The 19,555-nt window shown below is 43.8% G+C and carries 17 protein-coding genes; all 17 read right to left on the bottom strand.

Going from position 1 to position 19,555, the window contains the following annotated elements; all coding sequences use genetic code 11:
• Positions 1–95: 95 nt before the first annotated feature.
• The 17 genes from GZ22_RS06940 to GZ22_RS06860 all read right to left on the bottom strand — a co-directional run bounded on the left by GZ22_RS06940 (position 96) and on the right by GZ22_RS06860 (position 19,491).
• Positions 96–356, bottom strand: a complete 261-nt coding sequence (locus GZ22_RS06940) for a stage V sporulation protein S (RefSeq protein WP_038560399.1) — start codon at positions 354–356, stop codon at positions 96–98.
• A 156-nt stretch (positions 357–512) separates the two neighbouring features.
• The gene (locus tag GZ22_RS06935; RefSeq protein ID WP_038560397.1) at positions 513–1,310 is read right to left on the bottom strand and encodes a TIGR00282 family metallophosphoesterase; all 798 of its coding nucleotides are present in this window, start codon (positions 1,308–1,310) and stop codon (positions 513–515) included.
• 76 nt (positions 1,311–1,386) lie between these two features.
• On the bottom strand, positions 1,387–2,949 hold the full coding sequence (gene rny, locus GZ22_RS06930; protein WP_038560395.1) for a ribonuclease Y: 1,563 nt from the start codon (positions 2,947–2,949) through the stop codon (positions 1,387–1,389).
• Positions 2,950–3,419: 470 nt separating this feature from the next.
• On the bottom strand, positions 3,420–4,463 hold the full coding sequence (gene recA / locus GZ22_RS06925) for a recombinase RecA (RefSeq protein WP_038560393.1): 1,044 nt from the start codon (positions 4,461–4,463) through the stop codon (positions 3,420–3,422).
• Positions 4,464–4,629: 166 nt separating this feature from the next.
• Entirely contained in the window at positions 4,630–5,877 is a 1,248-nt protein-coding gene (locus tag GZ22_RS06920; RefSeq protein WP_038560391.1) for a competence/damage-inducible protein A, read from the bottom strand.
• On the bottom strand, positions 5,816–6,457 hold the full coding sequence (gene pgsA / locus GZ22_RS06915; protein ID WP_084160680.1) for a CDP-diacylglycerol--glycerol-3-phosphate 3-phosphatidyltransferase: 642 nt from the start codon (positions 6,455–6,457) through the stop codon (positions 5,816–5,818). Before pgsA ends, GZ22_RS06920 begins: the two co-directional genes overlap by 62 nt.
• A gap of 75 nt (positions 6,458–6,532) precedes the next feature.
• On the bottom strand, positions 6,533–7,462 hold the full coding sequence (locus tag GZ22_RS06910) for a helix-turn-helix domain-containing protein (RefSeq protein ID WP_038560387.1): 930 nt from the start codon (positions 7,460–7,462) through the stop codon (positions 6,533–6,535).
• A gap of 28 nt (positions 7,463–7,490) precedes the next feature.
• Positions 7,491–8,246 carry a DUF3388 domain-containing protein gene (locus GZ22_RS06905; protein WP_038560384.1) on the bottom strand — a complete coding sequence of 252 codons (756 nt, stop codon included), beginning with the start codon at positions 8,244–8,246 and terminating at the stop codon, positions 7,491–7,493.
• 164 nt (positions 8,247–8,410) lie between these two features.
• The gene (locus tag GZ22_RS06900) at positions 8,411–8,671 is read right to left on the bottom strand and encodes a DUF3243 domain-containing protein (protein WP_038560380.1); all 261 of its coding nucleotides are present in this window, start codon (positions 8,669–8,671) and stop codon (positions 8,411–8,413) included.
• A 78-nt stretch (positions 8,672–8,749) separates the two neighbouring features.
• A complete protein-coding gene (gene ymfI / locus GZ22_RS06895) occupies positions 8,750–9,463 on the bottom strand; it encodes an elongation factor P 5-aminopentanone reductase (RefSeq protein WP_038560377.1) in 714 nt (237 codons plus the stop codon).
• Positions 9,464–9,465: 2 nt separating this feature from the next.
• Positions 9,466–10,755, bottom strand: a complete 1,290-nt coding sequence (gene yfmH, locus GZ22_RS06890; RefSeq protein WP_038560374.1) for an EF-P 5-aminopentanol modification-associated protein YfmH — start codon at positions 10,753–10,755, stop codon at positions 9,466–9,468.
• The gene (yfmF, locus tag GZ22_RS06885) at positions 10,748–12,034 is read right to left on the bottom strand and encodes an EF-P 5-aminopentanol modification-associated protein YfmF (RefSeq protein ID WP_038560371.1); all 1,287 of its coding nucleotides are present in this window, start codon (positions 12,032–12,034) and stop codon (positions 10,748–10,750) included. The genes yfmH and yfmF overlap by 8 nt, the downstream gene beginning before the upstream one ends.
• A gap of 164 nt (positions 12,035–12,198) precedes the next feature.
• Complete coding sequence (locus GZ22_RS06880) at positions 12,199–13,152, bottom strand: ABC transporter permease (RefSeq protein WP_038560368.1); 954 nt, start codon at positions 13,150–13,152, stop codon at positions 12,199–12,201.
• 1 nt (position 13,153) lies between these two features.
• Positions 13,154–14,197: an ABC transporter permease gene (locus GZ22_RS06875; protein WP_038560364.1), complete on the bottom strand. Its 1,044-nt coding sequence runs from the start codon at positions 14,195–14,197 to the stop codon at positions 13,154–13,156.
• Positions 14,197–15,729 carry an ABC transporter ATP-binding protein gene (locus GZ22_RS06870; RefSeq protein WP_038560361.1) on the bottom strand — a complete coding sequence of 511 codons (1,533 nt, stop codon included), beginning with the start codon at positions 15,727–15,729 and terminating at the stop codon, positions 14,197–14,199. Before GZ22_RS06870 ends, GZ22_RS06875 begins: the two co-directional genes overlap by 1 nt.
• Positions 15,730–15,881: 152 nt before the next feature.
• Positions 15,882–16,967: a BMP family lipoprotein gene (locus tag GZ22_RS06865; protein WP_038560358.1), complete on the bottom strand. Its 1,086-nt coding sequence runs from the start codon at positions 16,965–16,967 to the stop codon at positions 15,882–15,884.
• Positions 16,968–17,181: 214 nt separating this feature from the next.
• On the bottom strand, positions 17,182–19,491 hold the full coding sequence (locus GZ22_RS06860) for an FtsK/SpoIIIE family DNA translocase (RefSeq protein ID WP_038560355.1): 2,310 nt from the start codon (positions 19,489–19,491) through the stop codon (positions 17,182–17,184).
• Between the last annotated feature and the right edge of the window lie 64 nt (positions 19,492–19,555).

The raw sequence follows: 19,555 nt of genomic DNA, 5'->3' as shown, positions 1-19,555 counted from the left end.
CTCCCCCATTCATTGCTCACTATTTTCTACATTATACCAGTGACTGAGATAGCGTCCAAGTATTGGAAATGAAAAAGCCCCGCCATTGGCGGGACTTATCTTGGTTCAATAATTAATTTAATGGCAGTCCGTTCTTCGTTGTCGATCATTATATCCGTAAATGCCGGAATACAAATTAGATCTACACCACTTGGTGCAACAAAGCCTCGCGCGATGGCGACAGCTTTCACTGATTGATTGAGTGCTCCTGCCCCGATTGCCTGTATCTCCGCTGAGCCACGTTCCCTTAATACGTTCGCGAGTGCGCCTGCTACTGAGTTTGGATTGGATTTCGCTGAAACTTTTAGTATATCCACCACTGGTACCTCCTTCGTTTACTGGACTACTTTCCTTTTTACTATATTTCTGCAAGATAGTAGATATGCCCATTTCGGGCGATGTCTGAAAAAAGTGATACAACCTGTCCTGGTTCATATCTGTAAACAAAAGTCCTAGTTGGTGAGCAGCAAGGATCAATCCATATACGGGTGGTCATCATTGATCAGGATGCGTTTGATGGAAGAAGCCTTCCCCGTTTGTGGATCCAGATCGATTACTACTCCATTTAATTGTGATTTACCCTTTTTTGGTACTTCAAAACGTACTGGAAGACCGGTAAGGAATCTTTTAATGACTGCTTCCCGCTCCATTCCAAGAATCGCTTCATACGGGCCGGTCATACCGGCGTCAGAAATATACGCTGTTCCAGACGGTAATACCCTTTCGTCAGCTGTCTGCGTATGCGTGTGAGTACCTACGACTGCACTGACACGACCATCAACGTACCATCCAAAAGCTTGCTTCTCGCTAGTTGCTTCACCGTGGAAATCGATGAAAATCAGATTCGTCCGTTTGCGCGCTTCCTCGATGAGTCGATCAGCTTCCCGAAACGGATCGTCTGCCGGCATCATGAAAGTTCGTGCCAATAAATTGATAATCGCTACTTCATGCTGATTTACCTTCACATAAATGATTCCCTTACCAGGTGTACCTGGTGGAAGATTTGATGGACGGACAAGGTATTTGGCATCATCGATGAATTCAAAGATATCCCGTTTATCCCATGTGTGGTTACCCATCGTGATTGCTTGTGCACCCCATTCGAGGAACTGCTTGTAAATACGTTCATTAATTCCTTTACCGTCAGCGCTGTTCTCTCCGTTAATGATTGTAAGTTGCGGCTGATAGCGCTGTTTCAAACGCGGTAAATATTCCTGTACCATTTGACGTCCCGGCTCGCCGACAACATCTCCGATAAATAATAACTTCATATTCAAATCCCTTTCTGCATCTCAACTTGTAGTAGGTATAGTTTAACATTAAAAAAAGCGGCACAGGGCCGCTTTCTTATTTTGCATATTCAACTGCGCGCGTTTCTCGGATGACCGTGACTTTAATATGTCCCGGATAATCCAACTCGCTTTCAATGCGTTTCCGGATATCTCGTGCGACCTTAATGGATTCCAAGTCGTTTATTTCATCCGGTTTAACCATGATACGGATCTCACGTCCAGCTTGAATTGCGAAGGATTTCTCCACGCCTTGGAAGGATTCTGAAATCTCCTCCAGTTTCTCCAGACGCTTGATGTAGTTTTCCAGTGTCTCACTTCTCGCACCCGGACGGGCTGCGGAAAGAGCATCTGCTGCAGCGACAAGCACTGCAATAATAGATGTTGCTTCCTCATCCCCGTGGTGGGACGCGATGCTGTTAATAACGACCGGATGCTCTTTGTATTTCATTGCGAGTTCTTTCCCGATTTCAACGTGGCTGCCTTCGACTTCGTGATCGATTGCTTTACCGATATCATGCAGGAGACCTGCACGTCTTGCCAAGGTAACGTCCTCGCCAAGCTCAGCAGCTAGCAAACCAGCTAGGTAAGCGACTTCTGTCGAGTGCTTCAATACGTTCTGCCCGTAACTTGTGCGATACTTCAATCTTCCCAGTATCTTCACAAGATCCGGATGCAAGCCGTGTACGCCTACTTCGAAAGTCGTCTCCTCACCTATCTCGCGAATATACTCATCCACTTCGCGTCTGGATTTCTCCACCATTTCCTCGATACGAGCTGGGTGGATACGTCCATCCTGGACAAGTTTCTCAAGTGCGATTCGAGCGATTTCGCGACGAACAGGATCAAAACCGGATAGGATGACCGCTTCAGGTGTATCATCAATGATCAGATCAATTCCCGTAAGCGTTTCTAACGTACGAATGTTACGGCCTTCCCGTCCGATAATGCGTCCTTTCATCTCGTCATTCGGCAAATTCACGACTGATACAGTCGTTTCCGCAACGTGATCGGCTGCGCAGCGCTGAAGTGCAAGGGAAAGAATGCTCTTCGCTTTCTTATCGGCCTCATCTTTGGCACGATGTTCCGCATCTTTGATCATGACAGCTGCATCGAAGGCAACTTCCTTCTCGACTTTGTCCAGCACGATTTGACGTGCTTCATCAGACGTATAGCCGGAAATTCGCTCCAGTTCGAGCTGCTGTTCTTTCACCAAGACTTCCACTTTGCTTTCTAATTCTTCAATTTGTTGTTGTTTTTCAGCTAATAATTGTTCCTTTTTCTCTAACGTAATTTCACGCTTATCAAGCGTATCGCTTTTACGGTCCAGATTCTCTTCTTTCTGCATCAGACGGTTTTCCTGTTTCTGCAGTTCCAGACGACGCTCACGTAATTCCTGCTCCGTCTGCTGACGCAGCTGGAAGTTCTCATCCTTCGCTTCGAGAAGTGCTTCCTTCTTAGACGTTTCCGCATTGCGATGGCCTTCTTCTACTATTTGCTTCGCTAATTCCTCCGCACTGGAGATTTTTTTCTCAGCAATAGATTTGCGAACAAGATAACCAACAACACCACCGACGATCAGAGCAAGCAAAATGGAGATGATTAGGTAAAATAGTTCCATGATTTCACCTCCCCTGCTATAAAATTGTACAAACATGTCTGTCGGCATGCACAATGTTTTTCATAAAAAAACTATGGTAACCTTTTGAGAAGTATAATAAAAAATAAAATTATACAAATCAATTTTAATCCTGTGTTCGCATGTTGTCAAGAAAACATGGAAAGTACTAGCAGATTAACCTATTTAAAAATGATGGCTGGGACAAAAGATGATTTTGCTTTCTTAAAAAGGTGAAAGGAGCCGCTCCGGTAGAATACTCTGCTTCCCTGCGGCAGCAGGTGAGCCTCCTTGTGCTAAACTCCGGAGTCTTACCCGGGCCTTAATCCCACGGTAGTCTTCGTATCTCGCCTGAGTTTATCTATTGAATAAAATACTTATTGTAAAATAAACCGAACTTTTAGGCAGAATCTAAGATTCGCCCAAAGTTCGGTTTATAAATGAGCTAAACATCTTTTGTTCAGACTCTTATCTTACATATCAAGTGTTTCTTGTTCTTCTGACTGCGCATCTTCTGGCAGCTTTTTATCTGCATCGAGGTTATAGTGGTCACGTACAGTCATTTGAATTGTTGTAGCAATTTCCGGATTTTCTTTCAGGAACTGCTTCGCATTTTCACGTCCTTGACCAAGACGCTCCTCATTATAAGAGTACCAAGCTCCGCTCTTCTGAACGATATCCAAGTCGCTGGCGATATCGATGAGTTCCCCTTCCCTGGAGATCCCTTCTCCGTACATAATATCAACTTCCGCTTGTTTGAAAGGTGGAGCTACTTTGTTTTTTACTACTTTGATTCTCGTTTTGTTACCGACCATGTCATTACCTTGTTTAAGTGTCTCTGCACGACGTACTTCCAAACGTACAGAAGAATAGAACTTAAGTGCGCGTCCACCAGGTGTTGTTTCCGGGTTACCGAACATAACGCCGACTTTCTCACGGATCTGGTTGATGAAGATAGCAGTCGTTTTGGACTTGTTGATTGCTCCAGACAATTTACGAAGTGCCTGAGACATTAGACGAGCCTGCAAACCAACGTGAGCATCTCCCATTTCCCCTTCGATCTCTGCTTTTGGTACAAGGGCAGCTACCGAATCGACAACAACGATGTCAACCGCTCCGCTTCGTACAAGCGCTTCGGCGATTTCCAATGCTTGTTCTCCTGTATCTGGCTGAGAAAGTAAAAGTTCATCGATATTGACGCCTAGCTTCTGTGCATAAACAGGATCAAGTGCGTGCTCTGCATCAATAAAAGCTGCTTGTCCGCCGTTACGCTGTGCTTCTGCAATTGCGTGCAAGGCAACCGTTGTTTTACCAGAGGATTCCGGGCCATAAATCTCGATAACACGGCCTTTAGGATATCCACCTACTCCTAACGCAATATCAAGTGCAAGAGAGCCGCTGGATACAGTAGAAACCTTCTGTTCTGCTCTTTCACCTAGTTTCATAATAGAACCTTTACCGAATTGTTTCTCTATTTGTCTCAAAGCCATATCAAGGGCTTGTTTACGTTCACTCAAATGTATTTCCTCCTTTGGATTATCTATTTCTATTTTAACTTGTTTTTTGAGATATAACAAGCAAAAAGCGAATAAATGTTCCCTTTTTTTATTTCTCCCGAACATACCAATAAAGACAATTCATCCAGGCAAAAAGAGCATTTATTCGCTTCAAACTTTAGTTAAATCATGATTTTAAATAATGAAACAGCATATCGAAGCCTTTTTTAACAGCCTGCGCCCGAACACCTTGACGCGAGCTTCGTATAGACAGCTCGGTAGTGCGTGTCTGTTTGCCTTTTTCATGAAGGCTGATAAAGACAGTTCCAGGCTCTTTGCCTTCAGAACTATCCGGGCCGGCAACTCCGGTGAAACTGATCCCGATATCGGCACCAGATACGCGTACCGCATTCTCGGCCATCTCAATTGCACATTGCTCACTTACCGTGCCATAGGTCTTAATCGTTTCTTCCTTCACACCAAGCACGTGCTGTTTCATACTAGGAGCATACGTGACGAAACTGCCAAGAAAGACCTCGGAAGCGCCGCTCAAAGAAACGAGAGCATCAGCGAACAGTCCGCCTGTCAGGCTTTCTGCACTGGCCAATGTAAACTGTCGTTGCTTCAGCAGTTCAAACACTTGCTGCTGAACAGATGTTTCATCATAGCCATAAAAGTATTGACCGACGCGTTCCATCACGTCTTTTTCAACAACATCAATCAAACGATCTGCTTCTTCCTTCGTTTCTGCACGAGCAGTAAGCCTTACAGCAACTTCCCCTTCTGAGGCATATGTTGCGATTGTTGGATTTTCCTGTACCTGAATCAAATCAAGCAAGTCCGTTTCCAGCTGTGATTCCCCAATTCCAATGAAATGAAGCAGGCGGGACTGCAAAACAGATTGAAGCTGATATTTCTCCCGCACATGAGGCAGAACATGATCTGACATAATCTGCTTCATTTCACGAGGGACACCCGGCATAAACGCCCACACCACACCATCATGTTCTACAAGCATACCTGGTGCCATACCTACTGTATTTTCCAGCACTTTTGCGCCGTCAAACACACGGGCTTGCTTATGGTTGTTCGGAGACATCGTGCGACCTCGTTTTACGAAGAACTCTTTGATCCGGTCCATGGAAACCTTGTCTTCATGCATTTCAAGGCCGGAAATGAGCTGAAAGGCTTCTCTTGTAAGGTCATCCTCAGTCGGGCCGAGGCCGCCGGTTACAAGTACAAGATCTGCATCGCGCTGCGCTTTCGCGAAGGACGATTGCACACGAGCAAGATTATCGCCTACTACATGATGATAGAATACGTTGATTCCGTGATCAGCAAGCTGCTTGGAGATATATTGTGCGTTCGTATTGTTAATTTGACCGATTAGAATTTCCGTTCCTACAGCTATCACTTCTGCATTGATTTGCTTCATTTTGTTTCGACTCCTTCATGACACTCCAGTTTCTTACAAAGTAGTCGACTCCGGAAACGATTGTCAGAATCAGTGCGAAATACAGGCAAATCGTTGCGAACGGGAAACCAAGATAAGAAAATGGCCAATTGTGCAATAGCAATGCGCTGATAGCGACAATCTGAACTGCCGTTTTCTGCTTGCCCATTTTGCCTGCAGCCATCACCGTACCTGCACCTGCTGCAACAAGACGCAATCCGGTAACAGCAAATTCACGGCTGATAATGATGATCGTAATCCAAGCCGGCGCTAAATCTAATTGTACCAGTAAAATAAGCGCAGCTGAAACAAGTAGCTTATCAGCTAGTGGATCAAGAAATTTACCAAGGTTCGTTACAAGATTATATTTACGGGCATAGTAACCATCCACCCAGTCGGTACATGATGCAATGATGAATAAAATCGCCCCAGCCAAATGGTTTACTGGGAGTGCAGTGTCACCGATATCGATAGTTCCCCAATCAAATGGAACTGCTAGCAAGATGATGAAGATCGGAATCAGGAAAATTCGTGATAAAGTAATTTTATTAGGTATATTCATGTCTGCCTCCTATGTATGTACAGATAAACATAAGTTAAACCCTTTCCATAGACGTAAAGGGTTTAACTTTTATCATTATTTCTTAATATTTACCATAATGGTCTGAACATCATTATCAATCGGGAATGCCAGTTCCTGACCATTAATCTCCAGTTTTGTTGCTCTTGCAAAGCCTGTTTTAATGGAAACTGTCTCCAAGTCACTTACATCTTGTTCAACAGCTTCACTGCCGGCAGCAATTGTGCCTGTATAAACATTACCAGCATTATTACCGTCACCGACCTGGAGCCACGCATCTCCATCTTCTGCAGAAAGTTTCAATGTTACTTCATCACCGGCGTTCTCCAGCGTATATGTTGTAACCGGATTGCTGGCAGTGCCTTCTTCGTCCACAGAAAGTTTAGGTTCTGTTTGCTCCTCTTCCTGCTGTGCTTGCTCTTCTTCCTCAGCAGCGTCATTCGCTTGCTCCTCAGAATCAGCAGACTCATCAGCAGTATCAGTTCCGGATTCCTGTTCACTTTCCGGTGAGGTTACTTGATCTTCATTTTGCTGCTGATTGGCGGAATTGTTATCATCGTTATTATTAGATCCACCTGCATAAATGAGGACAACTACAATAATGGCAGCCAATACAATCAGTCCAATGATAATGGAAGGTAAATAAGGGATGCCTTTGCGTTCCTTGCGAGGAGGTCTGTCATTTTCCCGAACGCGACTGCGTTCTTGACGGGAAGGTGCCTCACTCTCTTCTTGAACCGGGACAGCTGCCGGTGTTTCCTGCTGCTGCTGTTCTTTCGGTTCGAGCACTTCATCTGGATTAAGTCCTACTGTCTGCGCATATTCTTTGATGAAAGCACGTGTGTAGAATTCCCCAGGCATAACGCTGTGGTTGTTCTCCTCAATTGCTTTCAAATAACGCTTCTGAATTTTGGTGCGCTGTTGTACGTCCTCCAAAGTCATTCCTTTGGACTCTCTTGCCTCCCGGAGCTTTGCACCAATGTCCATTAATACCACCATCCATCTTTAAAATTGCTTAAATCTGTCTGAATTCCGGCTCATAGATGATTTTCTCATCATCATGATTCCGAAGTTCAATAATATAATCGAAATGATCCAATGTAAACTCCGTATCTCGGACAAATATATCTGGATGTTCGATTACCTTTGCTACAGGGAGCCGCATCACTTCGCGTACAAGCTCCCAATGACGCTCACTCGCGCGGCTGGTCGAAACAATACCGTCGATGATAAAGAGGTTGTCCTCATTGTATTCATCCTGCAGCAGCTGATTCCTTGCAGTTTGCTTCAGAAGGGTGCTGGAGACGAATAGCCAGCGTTTATTAGCGCTGACACTGGCAGCGACGATCGATTCTGTTTTTCCGACACGAGGCATCCCACGTATTCCTATTACCTTAGAGCCTTCCTGTTTAAACAATTCTGCCATGAAATCGACCAGAAGTCCGATTTCACTCCGGACGAAACGGAATGTCTTCTTATCATCCACATCCCTATGTATATACCTGCCATGCCTAACAGCAAGCCGATCTCTAAGTTTCGGCTCCCTGGACTTTGTGATATGCACATGTTCCATCGTCCGCAGAATGGAATGGAGGCGAATGATCTGCAATTCCTTTTCTGCTGAAAGCAGCATGCCGCGCCGTTGGTTTTCCACTCCATTGATCGTCTTGATGTTGATGGACAACATACCGAGCAAAGAAGAAATGTCCCCTAACAATCCGGGCCGGTTGTGCTGAATTTCATATTCTAAGTACCATTCCAATGTTTCCATAGAAAAGCTCCTTTACAGGAAAATAGCGTCTTATATAACTAAAACCTATCCTTACTATAAAGGAAAACGATAGATTAGAAAAGCCATAACAAGCTTATGAGAGGCTATAAAGAAAACCTGCTTCTTAAAAAAGAAGCAGGCTTGAATGAAGTTGGCCGCTTTATTTAGCGTGTATGGCCATTGTCTTGGACAAGCTTTACCATAATGTTGGCAATAGCTTGTTTCTCATCCTTAGACGCAACAGTCCAAAGGTCACGAAGAATTTTCTCTTCTGTGTTCTTTGCATCGACTTTCGTCGCAAGATAATCACCGATTTCATATGCAATGCCTGAGACAGTATCATTCTCCATCCCTTTGCCTTGCGCCTGATGCAGGCGATCACCTAGGAAGTCTTTCCAAGAATCAAAATTATCAAGAACAGACATGGTTTATTCCTCCTTCATTAGCTTGCATCTTAGCTTTTGACAGAAGGGGTTTCCTTATACAAAAAAAATGACTTAATTTCACCAGCCGCCATTTACTTGGAGAGCATGTCCATTCACATAAGATGAATTATCGTTAAGCAGATAACTGACAGCATTAGCCACTTCGCTCACTTGCCCGAACCGGTTCATCGGAATATCTTCTGTAAGCTGATTCTTTTCTTCTGAAGATAAATGGCTGTTCATTCCGGTATCGATCGCTCCTGGTGTTACAGCGTTGACTCGTACACCGCTCGTTCCGACCTCTTTAGCCAAACCTTTAATAAATCCTATTTGCGCAGCTTTGACACTGGAATATGCAACTTCAAAGCTTGCCCCTCTTTCTCCCCAGATAGAAGAAACAATGACGATTTCTCCCTTCCTGCGCGCAACCATCGGCGGCAGAATATGCTGGCATATACGCCATGGCGCCTTCACATGGACAGCAAGAAGATCATCCATCTCCTTGTTCGTCATATCCTGGAACATGCCATAATGGGCCATTCCGCCAGCATAAACAAATTGATCAATCGGGAAAGACAGAAAGCGGAGAAGCTCCGACAATTCCGCTTCGTTCGTCAAATCAGCTTTAACTGTTCCAAGTACACTTTCCTCTATATCGCGACACAATGCTTCCATCGCTTGTTCATTTTGATTGTAATGGAGCAGCAGCTGATGCCCTTCAGTGGCAAGCTGACGGGCGCAAGCAGAGCCTATAGCTCCGCTTGCGCCCGTAATGAAAATGATTCGGCCCATGCTTAGGCCTCCTGCGGCAGGATTTGGCAGACAGCCAAACGATCTTCGCTGAACCATTCTTTTAGGAAAGCATTCGCATCAGCAGCAGTCAGTTTTTCGATAGCTGGTACAATATCAAACAAATCCACTCCAGCAAGATGGTACTGGATGAAACGATTGGAGACGAACTCCAAGCTGTTCATTGCTCTAAGCATTTGACCGATTGTTTTCTTCTTCATCCGTTCCATTTCTGCCTCGGAAACGGTATGATCTTTCATTCGCTGGAGCATCCCTTTGACTGTATCGGCAAAGCGATCTGGCTCTTTCGTATTGCCGCCGATGATTGAGAAACCGAAGTTTTTCTCCAGACTTGTTTCAAAGCCGAAGCTGTCATCAATCAAATCGTTTTTATATAGTTCTTCATAATAGACACCGCTCTTAGAGAAATAATAATCCAGCACCATGTCTGTAAGCAGTTCTTGTTTCAAATACGCTTCTGGAGATGCATAATCTGTGTTCTCTTTAATCCCGACCATACATTTTGACACGCTGACAGGCATTCGGACTTGTTTTTTCTTTTCAGCTACGGTTTCAGGTTCTTCAGGGAAGAAGCGCTCGATTTTAGCAGGCGGGGCGAATTTTTTGCTATCTTGATTTGCCCGAATAAGTTCAATCATCTTCTCTTGATCAATATTACCTGTTACGAATAAAGTCATGTTCGAAGGATGGTAAAAAGTGTTATAGCAAGTGTACAAATCTTCCTTAGTAATTTCCTGAATGGAATCCACCGTTCCTGCAATATCAATTCTAACAGGGTGTGATTGGAATAGGCTTTGGATAGTTCCAAAGAAAGAACGCCAATCCGGCTGATCATCATACATCCGAATTTCCTGTGCGATAATGCCTTTTTCCTTTTCGACCGATTTATCAGAGAAATATGGATCCTGTACAAAATCAAGTAAGGTTGTTACATTCTCTTCAATATGAGAAGTCGCAGAAAACAGATAAGCTGTTTGTGTGAATGAAGTAAAAGCATTCGCTGATGCACCTTGTTTGGTGAAATCTTGGAATACATCCCGATCTTCTTTTTCGAAAAGCTTATGCTCCAGAAAATGCGCAATGCCTTCTGGTACGGTGATTTTCTCTTTGCCATCAAGTGGCACGAAGGTTTGATCAACTGATCCATAATTCGTTGAAAAGATCGCATAGGTTTTTGCCATCTCCGGCTTCGGCTGCAGGAACACCTTTAGACCATTCGGCAGCGTTTCTGCGTAGAAGGATTCTTGTAATTGTTCATAGTGTTTCTTATGCATTCTTCTCGGCCTCCTTATTCGTCAGCAGGTACACTGTATCCAATTGAACTTTTTTCGCCACTTGCAGTACATCTTCCGTGGTTACTTGTTGTATGGAATCAAGCATTTGCTCGATAGTTACGTTTTTATTTCCCATCACTTGCTGGTATAACGTTTCAATATGACCTGCTGGATTATCGATTGTCTCTAATATTTGACTCACAATGAGATCCTTCACTTCTTCAACTTCGGACCCTTCGAATTCTCCCGCTTGCATGGAAGCTAGCTGAGCGTCGATAATTTCTTTTGCTTTCTGATAATCTTTTGGATCGATACCAGAGAATACGAATAATAAACCTTTGTGGCTCTCAAAACGTGAAGCAGCATAATAGGCAAGGCTGTGTTTTTCTCTGACATTCCGGAAAAGCTTCGAACTCGGGAAGCCGCCGAATAAGCCATTAAACACTTGCAATGCTGCATAATCTGAATCATCGTAACGGATATTCGTCCGATAACCAAGGTGGAGCTTGGCTTGCTGTACATCTTGCGTCTCAATTACTTCCTGGACCTCATCAGAAGCTGGATGAACAGATGCTGTACGTTCTTCAAGTGGAGCAATATCTCTTTCTAGGAATGGCTGAACCGCCTTTTCAGCTAGTTCGCTCTCTACATCTCCAAGAATGTAAATGTCCATTTTATCCTGCTTGAGCATTTTCTCATAAAAGCCATACAGTTTGCCGCCGTCCATGTCTTTCAGTTCCTCTTCATACCCGTGCACATGAAGACTGTACGGTTCATCTTTACACATCTCATCGATAAGCCGCATATTTGCATAGCTCATCTTATCATCCTTCAACGCAACCATTTTTTGTTTTAGCGTTTGTATTTCGCGTGTAACGATTGACTCTGTAAAAGCGTTGTTTTCAGCTTTTGGCTCAAATAGGATCTCGCGCAGCAGATCAACTGCTTTTTCAAATAAAGGAGTACGGTCGCTCAAATAATTTTCATTGGCAACATCTAGACGAAGCGTGATGATATGCTTCTCCCCTTTTTTCGTACCTGAGATAGACAATATAGCACCATATAAGTCATCAAGTTTTAGACGTAAAGCACGAGCATCCGATAAATTGGCTGTACCCTGCTGCAGCACATATGGAAGCAGCGCTCTTGCTGTAATAGTCTCCCGCTCTAGCGGCGCCTGTAATTTTACGGCAATGCTGATTGTCTTATATTTTTTAGTGGGAATAAGGTGCAGCGTCGCACCTTTTCCTGTGATGATTTTTTCACCTGCGATTTTCATGAGGAACCTCCCTGGCTTCTGTTATGTATAGCTTCTGTAGTTTTGCTTATATATATCCGACAATCCTCGCTATGATTACCATATTAATGAAAAAAAGCCTAGAAGTAAAACGAATCGGATTGCATAAAAAGACCCGATGCATAAAAAGCATCGGGTCTTTCGTCTTAGCGGCTTCCTTTTACGTATGGAACACCGCTTGCTTTTGGTGCTACCGAACGGCCGATGAATCCTGCCAAAGCAAGAATAGTCAGCACATAAGGTGCAATCAGCAAGTAAACCTGCGGAACATTTTCAAGCAATGGAATAGATGAACCGACAACGCTTAAAGACTGGGCAAAGCCGAAGAACAAAGCTGCTCCCATTGCTCCAAGCGGATTCCACTTACCGAAAATAACAGCTGCAATTGCCATGAATCCTTGACCTGCAATTGTAGATATAGAGAAGTTCTGCGATATTGTCATAGCGAACACAGCACCACCGAGGCCGGCAAGAGCGCCTGAAATAATAACGCCTATATATCTTGTTGTATATACTTTGATACCATTCGTATCCGCAGCCATAGGGTGTTCCCCGACTGCTCGGATACGCAAACCAAATGGCGTTTTAAATAGCACGTACCACGCAACGAACGATAATGCGATCGCGATGTAAGATGTAAGATACATATTTTTGAAAAACATTTGACCGATGACCGGTATATCAACCAAGAATGGTACATTAGTAGTATAAATCGGCTGAGAGATAAAATCGGTTTGACCTTTCCCAAAAATCTGTTTGATCATGAAGACACCGAATCCAAGCGCCAGCATATTGATTGCTACCCCCGTAACCGTTTGATCGGCACGGAAAGTGATCGTAGCGACAGCGTGAATCAGTGAGAACAGTATACCTGCTACAATTGCAACCAATAAAGAAATCCATGGTGTAGCTGTACCCAGCGCATCAGCATAAAGAATATTGAATGTCACCGATGAAAAAGCCCCGATGACCATAAGTCCTTCCAGGCCGATATTGATGACACCTGAACGCTCACTATACACACCGCCTAATGCGGTGAAAATAAGAGGAGCGGCAAAGAACAGCGTTTGCGGAATAATGGAATAAAGGATATCCAGCATTTTATTTTTTCTCCCCTTTTTTCAATTGCAGCAGCGCCCAGCGAATGATAAAGCCGGAAGCAACAAAAAGAATGATCAATGCAATGACGATTTCGATAATTTCATTCGGCACACCAGCTGTGGACATGTTAAGCGAGCCCACCTTCAGGAATCCGAAAAGACTAGCTGATAATACAACGCCGAACGGGTTATTCCCGCCCAGAAGCGCTACAGCGATACCATCGAAACCAAGGTTTGAGAATGCTGTATTGGTGAATGCATTACCGAAGCTTCCAAGACCTTGCATCGCACCCGCAAGACCTGCAAATAAACCAGAAATCAGCATTGAGATGACAATGTTTCGTTCCACTTTCATACCTGCATAATTGGAGGCATGCTGGTTGTAACCTACAGCTTTCAATTCATACCCAAGCTTTGTGCGTTCCAGAATGACCCACATGACAAGCACCATCAATAAAGCAACGATGAACCCAAGGTGCAAGCGGGATCCTGTTAATCCGATCAAAAAATCATTCGTCAGTGATGCAGTTTGTTTAACTGGCTCTGTCGTCTCTTGATTATCTGTCAGCACAGAACGAATCAGGTAGTTCGTAATATGAAGTGCTATATAGTTCATCATGATACTGACGATAACTTCATGGACACCGAGTTTCGCCTTCAGGATACCGGGAATGAACGCCCATAACGCTCCTGCTGCTGCTGCTGCAAGAAGTGCAAGCGGCAAATGGATGAAAGCCGGTGCATCAATAGCAGTACCTACCCATACAGCTGCAACCCAGCCTACTAACACCTGACCTTCTGCACCGATGTTGAATAATCCGGTACGGAAAGCAAACGCGATTGCCAAACCAGTCAGTATATATGGAGTAATACGGTTAACTGTTTCTGACATGAAGAACGGACTATCAAATACGCCATTCCATAGTGCCTGATAGCCAAGAATCGGATTATAACCGAAAATAAGCATGATAATTGCACCGGCAACCAAACCAAGGATGACCGAGATGATTGGTATGATGAAATTGAACTTTGTGCTGGAAAACATTAGTTTTGCGCCCCTTCTTTCTCAAGCTTCGAACCTGCCATCAGTAATCCGAGCTCCTGTTCATTTGTTTCCTTCGGATTTACTGTTGCAATGATTTTCCCATCGAACATAACCGCAATACGATCACTTACATTCAAAATTTCATCTAGTTCGAATGAAACGAGCAAGACAGCTTTTCCTTGATCACGCTGCTCAATCAGACGCTTATGGATGAATTCAATCGCTCCTACATCAAGACCGCGCGTCGGCTGAGCTGCAATTAATAAATCTGGGTTCCGGTCAATTTCGCGACCAATAATCGCTTTTTGCTGGTTACCCCCAGATAGTGTTCGTGCTTTTGATAGATGACTAGGAGTACGAACATCGTATTCCTCTATCAGCGCTTTCGCTTTATCAAAGATCCGTTTAAAGGATAAGAAACCGCCAGTTGAATAAGGCTTTTGGTAATAAGTTTGCAAGACAATGTTTTCTCCGATAGAGTAATCGAGCACTAGACCAAGCTTGTGGCGATCCTGTGGGATATGACTGACTCCACTTTCTGTAATCGCGCGAACAGGCATATTGGTAATATCCTGATTTTTCAACGTCACTTTTCCTGCTGATTTCTTACGAAGTCCGGTAATTGCCTCAATTAATTCTGTTTGACCATTTCCGTCAACTCCGGCAATTCCGACAATTTCGCCTGCTCTGATATCAAGATCCAGTTCTTTCACCATATCCACATGGCGGGAATCCTGTACTGTCAGACCTTCAATGGAAAGAATTGTTTCTTTTGGTTCTGCAGGTTTCTTCTCCGTAGAAAAGCGTATTTCACGTCCAACCATTAGGGAAGCCAAATCATTCGGATTCGTTTCAGAAACCTCAACTGTTCCGATACCCTGTCCCTTCCTGATTACCGTACAGCGATCACAAACTTCCATGATTTCTTTCAATTTATGAGTGATCAAAATGATAGATTTTCCTTCTTTGATCAGCGTCTTTAGGATAACAATAAGTTCCTTGATTTCCTGCGGTGTCAAAACAGCTGTAGGCTCGTCCAGTATGACGACATTTGCACCGCGATACAATGTTTTCAGGATTTCCACCCGCTGCTGCATACCAACGGAAATATCACTGATTTTCGCTGTGGCATCCACTTGCAGACCGTATCGGTCTGAAAGTTCCTGCACTTCACGAACCGCTTTTTTCATATCGATCTTAATGCCTTTTTTCGGCTCACTGCCGAGAACGATATTTTGTGCAACTGTAAAGGTGTCGATAAGCATGAAGTGCTGGTGCACCATTCCGATACCTAATCTATTGGCAACATTCGGATCATTGATTTCGACTTTCTTTCCGTCTACGCGGATTTCTCCCTTTTCCGGCTGATAAAGGCCGAACAGGACGTTCATCAGTGTGGATTTTCCTGCGCCATTTTCTCCTAGCAGCGCATGGATTTCACCTTTTTTCACATGAAGCGTGATGTTGTCATTGGCGACAATTCCGGGAAATTCTTTGCGAATGTTCAGCATTTCGATTACATAATTCTCCATATTTTACACTCCTTCTCGGAATTACGAACTTTCTTTGATTCTGTTCAAAAAAAAATCGTCAAATGAAGCGGGGAATTGTCTAATTAAAAGACGCTTCAGTTGAAGATTTTTTTATAAAGGGCTAGAGTGCGTACTCTAGCCCTTCTGGTATTTTATAGAGAATCTACATATGCTTTCAGTTCGTCATCCGTAGTTGGAGCAGTTACATCACCATCGATGATCTTTTGCTTCCATTCGTCTACAGCTGCTTTGATATCGTCTGTGTATGCTTCTGTGTTTGTTTCTGCAATACCGATTCCATCATCTTTCAAACCGTAAGATACGATTTCTCCACCAGGGAATTCACCATCTTTGGATTTCTGCGCGACATCAGCTACTGCAACATCAACAGCTTTCAGCATGCTAGTAAGTGTCACGTTGTTATCTCCAATTTGGCCTTCATCATACTGGTCACGGTCAACACCGATTACCCAGTAGTTTCCTTCTGGATCATTGTTTTTCAAATCTTTTGCTTGTGCAAATACACCGTTACCTGTACCACCAGCAGAATGATAGATTACATCTACGCCGGAGTTGTACATATTGGATGCAATCAATTTACCTTTGTCAGGAGCACCGAAGGAACCAGCATACTGTACGTCCACTTCGATATCCTTATTGACTGATTTCGCACCAGCTACATATCCTGCTTCAAACTTCTTAATCAATTCACTTTCTTCTCCACCAACGAAGCCGATTTTACCGGATTCGGATTTCGTCGCTGCAGCTACACCTGCAAGGAATGAGCCTTGCTGCTCTTCGAAGACGATGCTCGCTACATTATCTTTTTCAACGACTGAGTCGATGATGGCAAAATGCGTTTCTTTATTCTGATCAGCAACCTTTGTAATATCCTCTGCAAGTTTGAAACCGACACCGAAGATCAGATCCGTATTGGATTGCACAAGGCGATTCAAGTTTGTTGCATAATCAGATGCACTGTTAGATTGAAGGTAGTCATAACCTTCTTTCTCTTTTAGGTCGTTCTCTGCACCAAATTTTGTAAGACCTTCCCAAGCAGACTGGTTAAATGATTTATCATCAATACCGCCAGTATCTGTAACCATAGCTGTTTTGAAGCTGTTGCTGTTGCTGTCGCTTCCGCCCTGCTCGGAGCTGCCGCCAGAACCACATGCACTAAGCACGATGCTTACGACAAGAAGTAAACCTAAAAGTGTTGCATAACGACGCATTTTCAAGATAGTAACCCCCAAATATAGATTAATCTAAGTTGAAGCTTGACACATAATTAGTAGATTAATAGGACATAATTACTACAATCCGCTTCACTCGAACATAATATATCATGCTTTTTACAGAAAATAAATACTTATTTTACAAAAAACACGAATATTTTCGTTTTTTTCGAGCTGATTCAACTACATTTTGGGACTTTTTCTCGAAAATTATGTCCTACGATAGTTTGTCCTCCGCTGACTTTGAGACTAACACTTGCCGTGGCTTACTTCCTTCATAAGGTCCTACTACTCCCCGTTCTTCCATTGCATCTATCAATCTAGCCGCTCTCGTATAACCAATTCGGAATCTGCGCTGCAGCATGGATACACTGGCACTCTGCATATCTGTTACAAGGAATACGGCGTCATGATAAAGTTCATCCTCAACCTCTGACTGTACTTCAGCTTCTTCATCTGGGATCATATCTGTCTGGTATTGCGCTTTCTGCTGTTCGATACAGTGATTGACAACGTTCTCCACTTCTTCGTCGGAAAGAAATGCACCTTGGATACGAGTTGGCTTGGAAGAACCGACTGGGATGAACAGCATATCTCCTCGACCGAGCAGCTTCTCAGCACCGCCACCATCCAAAATCGTACGGGAATCTATCTGAGAACTTACGCTAAAGGCGATACGTGACGGAATGTTTGCCTTGATAACACCAGTGATAACATCAACAGATGGTCGCTGGGTAGCGATAATCAAATGGATCCCTGCTGCACGTGCCATCTGAGCCAATCTGGTAATGGCATCCTCTACTTCGCTGGATGCAACCATCATCAAATCGGCAAGCTCATCAACTAGTACGACAATGAATGGCAGGAAAGGCTGCTCTTCATCATTCAATTCATTCTGCTTTTGAATATAGGCATTATATCCTTCTATGTTTCGAGTACCAGAATCAGAGAACAGATCATATCTGCGCTCCATCTCGGCTACAACTTTCTTCAGTGCTCTGGAAGCTTTTTTTGGATCCGTCACAACTGGAGTCAGCAAATGAGGAATACCGTTATAGACATTCAGCTCTACTTTTTTCGGATCAATCATCATCATTTTCACTTCATGCGGCTTTGCACGCATTAGGATACTTGTAATGATGCCGTTGATACATACACTTTTTCCGCTTCCTGTAGCCCCTGCTACAAGCAGATGGGGCATCTTATTAAGTTCAGCCACAACAGATTCACCTGATATATCACGTCCAAGAGCAAAACTCAGCTTGGAACCTGTTTTTACCTGACTGTTGTCCAGCACCTCTCGCAGTGATACGCTCGCGACTTCTTTATTCGGCACTTCGATTCCGACAGCTGATTTGCCTGGTATCGGTGCTTCTATACGTATATCCTTCGCTGCCAGTGCAAGTGCTAAATCATCGTGCAGATTCACAATCTTACTTACCTTCACACCGGTGTCCGGATAAACTTCATACTTCGTTACTGCTGGACCGACATGTACCTTGCTCACCTTTGCTTTAACTCCAAAGCTTTGGAACGTCTGCTCAAGCTTACGTGCAACTGCTTGAATCTGGGAGCGTTCTTGTTTCTGACTGTTCTTCTTCGGTTGTTTCAACAATGTAATACTAGGAAGCTGATAGTCCCTATTTTCGAGTTCTGACGCCGGCAATGCCTCTTTCTCATCAGAAGAAGGCTCTTCTACTGGCTCTTTTGGTTTCTCTTGTTTAGGTTCAATTATTTCAGGTTCCGGATCGGCGTAGGCAATATTCGTGAAATCCTGGATGATTGGTTCCTCATGAATAGGCTCCGGTTCTGCCTCTGCTGCTTCTTCCTTCTCTGCTAATACTTGTTGACGTTTCTGCTTCCTCTGCGGCCGTTCCGTTTTTTTACGCTCCTTCGTTTCTGAAAGCTTATCTTTCATTTTATCTGAAGAAGCACTCGCTCCTTTTCTTAGAAGGGCGAACAGCTTTTGAACGATGGAGCTAAGAGACGTATTGCTCAAAATCAAAATACCAATTAATACTAGGAAGAAAGCGATAATTTTAGCTCCTGTAGCAGACAGCAGATAATAGCTTAGCGCGAAAAGGATAGCTCCTACCATCCCCCCGCCTAGAGCCGCTGGATCAATCGTATCCTGCACATAAGCTAAATAATAGTTCCAGCTTGTCTTTATTATCGATGGTTGTTCTACTTGACTCAGCTTATCCTCGAACGCTTGAATATGGGTGAACAGTAAAATACCCGCGGTAATTGCATATAACCCAATCAGCTTCTTATGAAGCAGATTCGGCTTTTTGCATCTAGCCATCAAGTAGATGCCGACTCCGCCCATAAAGATAGCTAGCAGGAAATACCAGCTTCCGAAGAAGAAGCGGAATAAGTGCTCAAGTGCGTTCGGTATCGCTCCATCACTAATTGCTCCTGCACCGCTGCCGAATACCGCAAGAAATACTAATAATAGTCCAATTACTTCAAAGCTCATTACTTGCTTGAACTTGGTTTGTCGTTTTTTTGTTTTTCGTTTAGCCATTGTAGGAATCTCCTTGTTTTGCATTGCTTATGTACTTCTTTAGATGTAAAGAAAACCCCTGCCA

The organism is Terribacillus saccharophilus (assembly GCF_000725365.1).
In the GTDB taxonomy this organism is placed as follows: domain Bacteria; phylum Bacillota; class Bacilli; order Bacillales; family Amphibacillaceae; genus Terribacillus; species Terribacillus saccharophilus.
The sequence above is the reverse complement of the archived record's forward strand: the minus strand, read 5'-3'. Positions and strand labels throughout refer to the sequence as shown.

Coding starts and splice junctions, on each gene's coding strand:
- GZ22_RS06910 (WP_038560387.1), bottom strand. CDS start 7,462: ATGGACATTGGTGCAAAGCTCCGGGAGGCAAGAGAGTCCAAAGGAATG.
- GZ22_RS06935 (WP_038560397.1), bottom strand. CDS start 1,310: ATGAAGTTATTATTTATCGGAGATGTTGTCGGCGAGCCGGGACGTCAA.
- GZ22_RS06880 (WP_038560368.1), bottom strand. CDS start 13,152: ATGCTGGATATCCTTTATTCCATTATTCCGCAAACGCTGTTCTTTGCC.
- ymfI (WP_038560377.1), bottom strand. CDS start 9,463: ATGGGCCGAATCATTTTCATTACGGGCGCAAGCGGAGCTATAGGCTCT.
- GZ22_RS06875 (WP_038560364.1), bottom strand. CDS start 14,197: ATGTTTTCCAGCACAAAGTTCAATTTCATCATACCAATCATCTCGGTC.
- GZ22_RS06900 (WP_038560380.1), bottom strand. CDS start 8,671: ATGTCTGTTCTTGATAATTTTGATTCTTGGAAAGACTTCCTAGGTGAT.
- GZ22_RS06860 (WP_038560355.1), bottom strand. CDS start 19,491: ATGGCTAAACGAAAAACAAAAAAACGACAAACCAAGTTCAAGCAAGTA.
- GZ22_RS06905 (WP_038560384.1), bottom strand. CDS start 8,246: ATGGAAACATTGGAATGGTACTTAGAATATGAAATTCAGCACAACCGG.
- pgsA (WP_084160680.1), bottom strand. CDS start 6,457: ATGAATATACCTAATAAAATTACTTTATCACGAATTTTCCTGATTCCG.
- yfmF (WP_038560371.1), bottom strand. CDS start 12,034: ATGAAAATCGCAGGTGAAAAAATCATCACAGGAAAAGGTGCGACGCTG.
- GZ22_RS06870 (WP_038560361.1), bottom strand. CDS start 15,729: ATGGAGAATTATGTAATCGAAATGCTGAACATTCGCAAAGAATTTCCC.
- yfmH (WP_038560374.1), bottom strand. CDS start 10,755: ATGCATAAGAAACACTATGAACAATTACAAGAATCCTTCTACGCAGAA.
- GZ22_RS06920 (WP_038560391.1), bottom strand. CDS start 5,877: ATGAAGCAAATCAATGCAGAAGTGATAGCTGTAGGAACGGAAATTCTA.
- rny (WP_038560395.1), bottom strand. CDS start 2,949: ATGGAACTATTTTACCTAATCATCTCCATTTTGCTTGCTCTGATCGTC.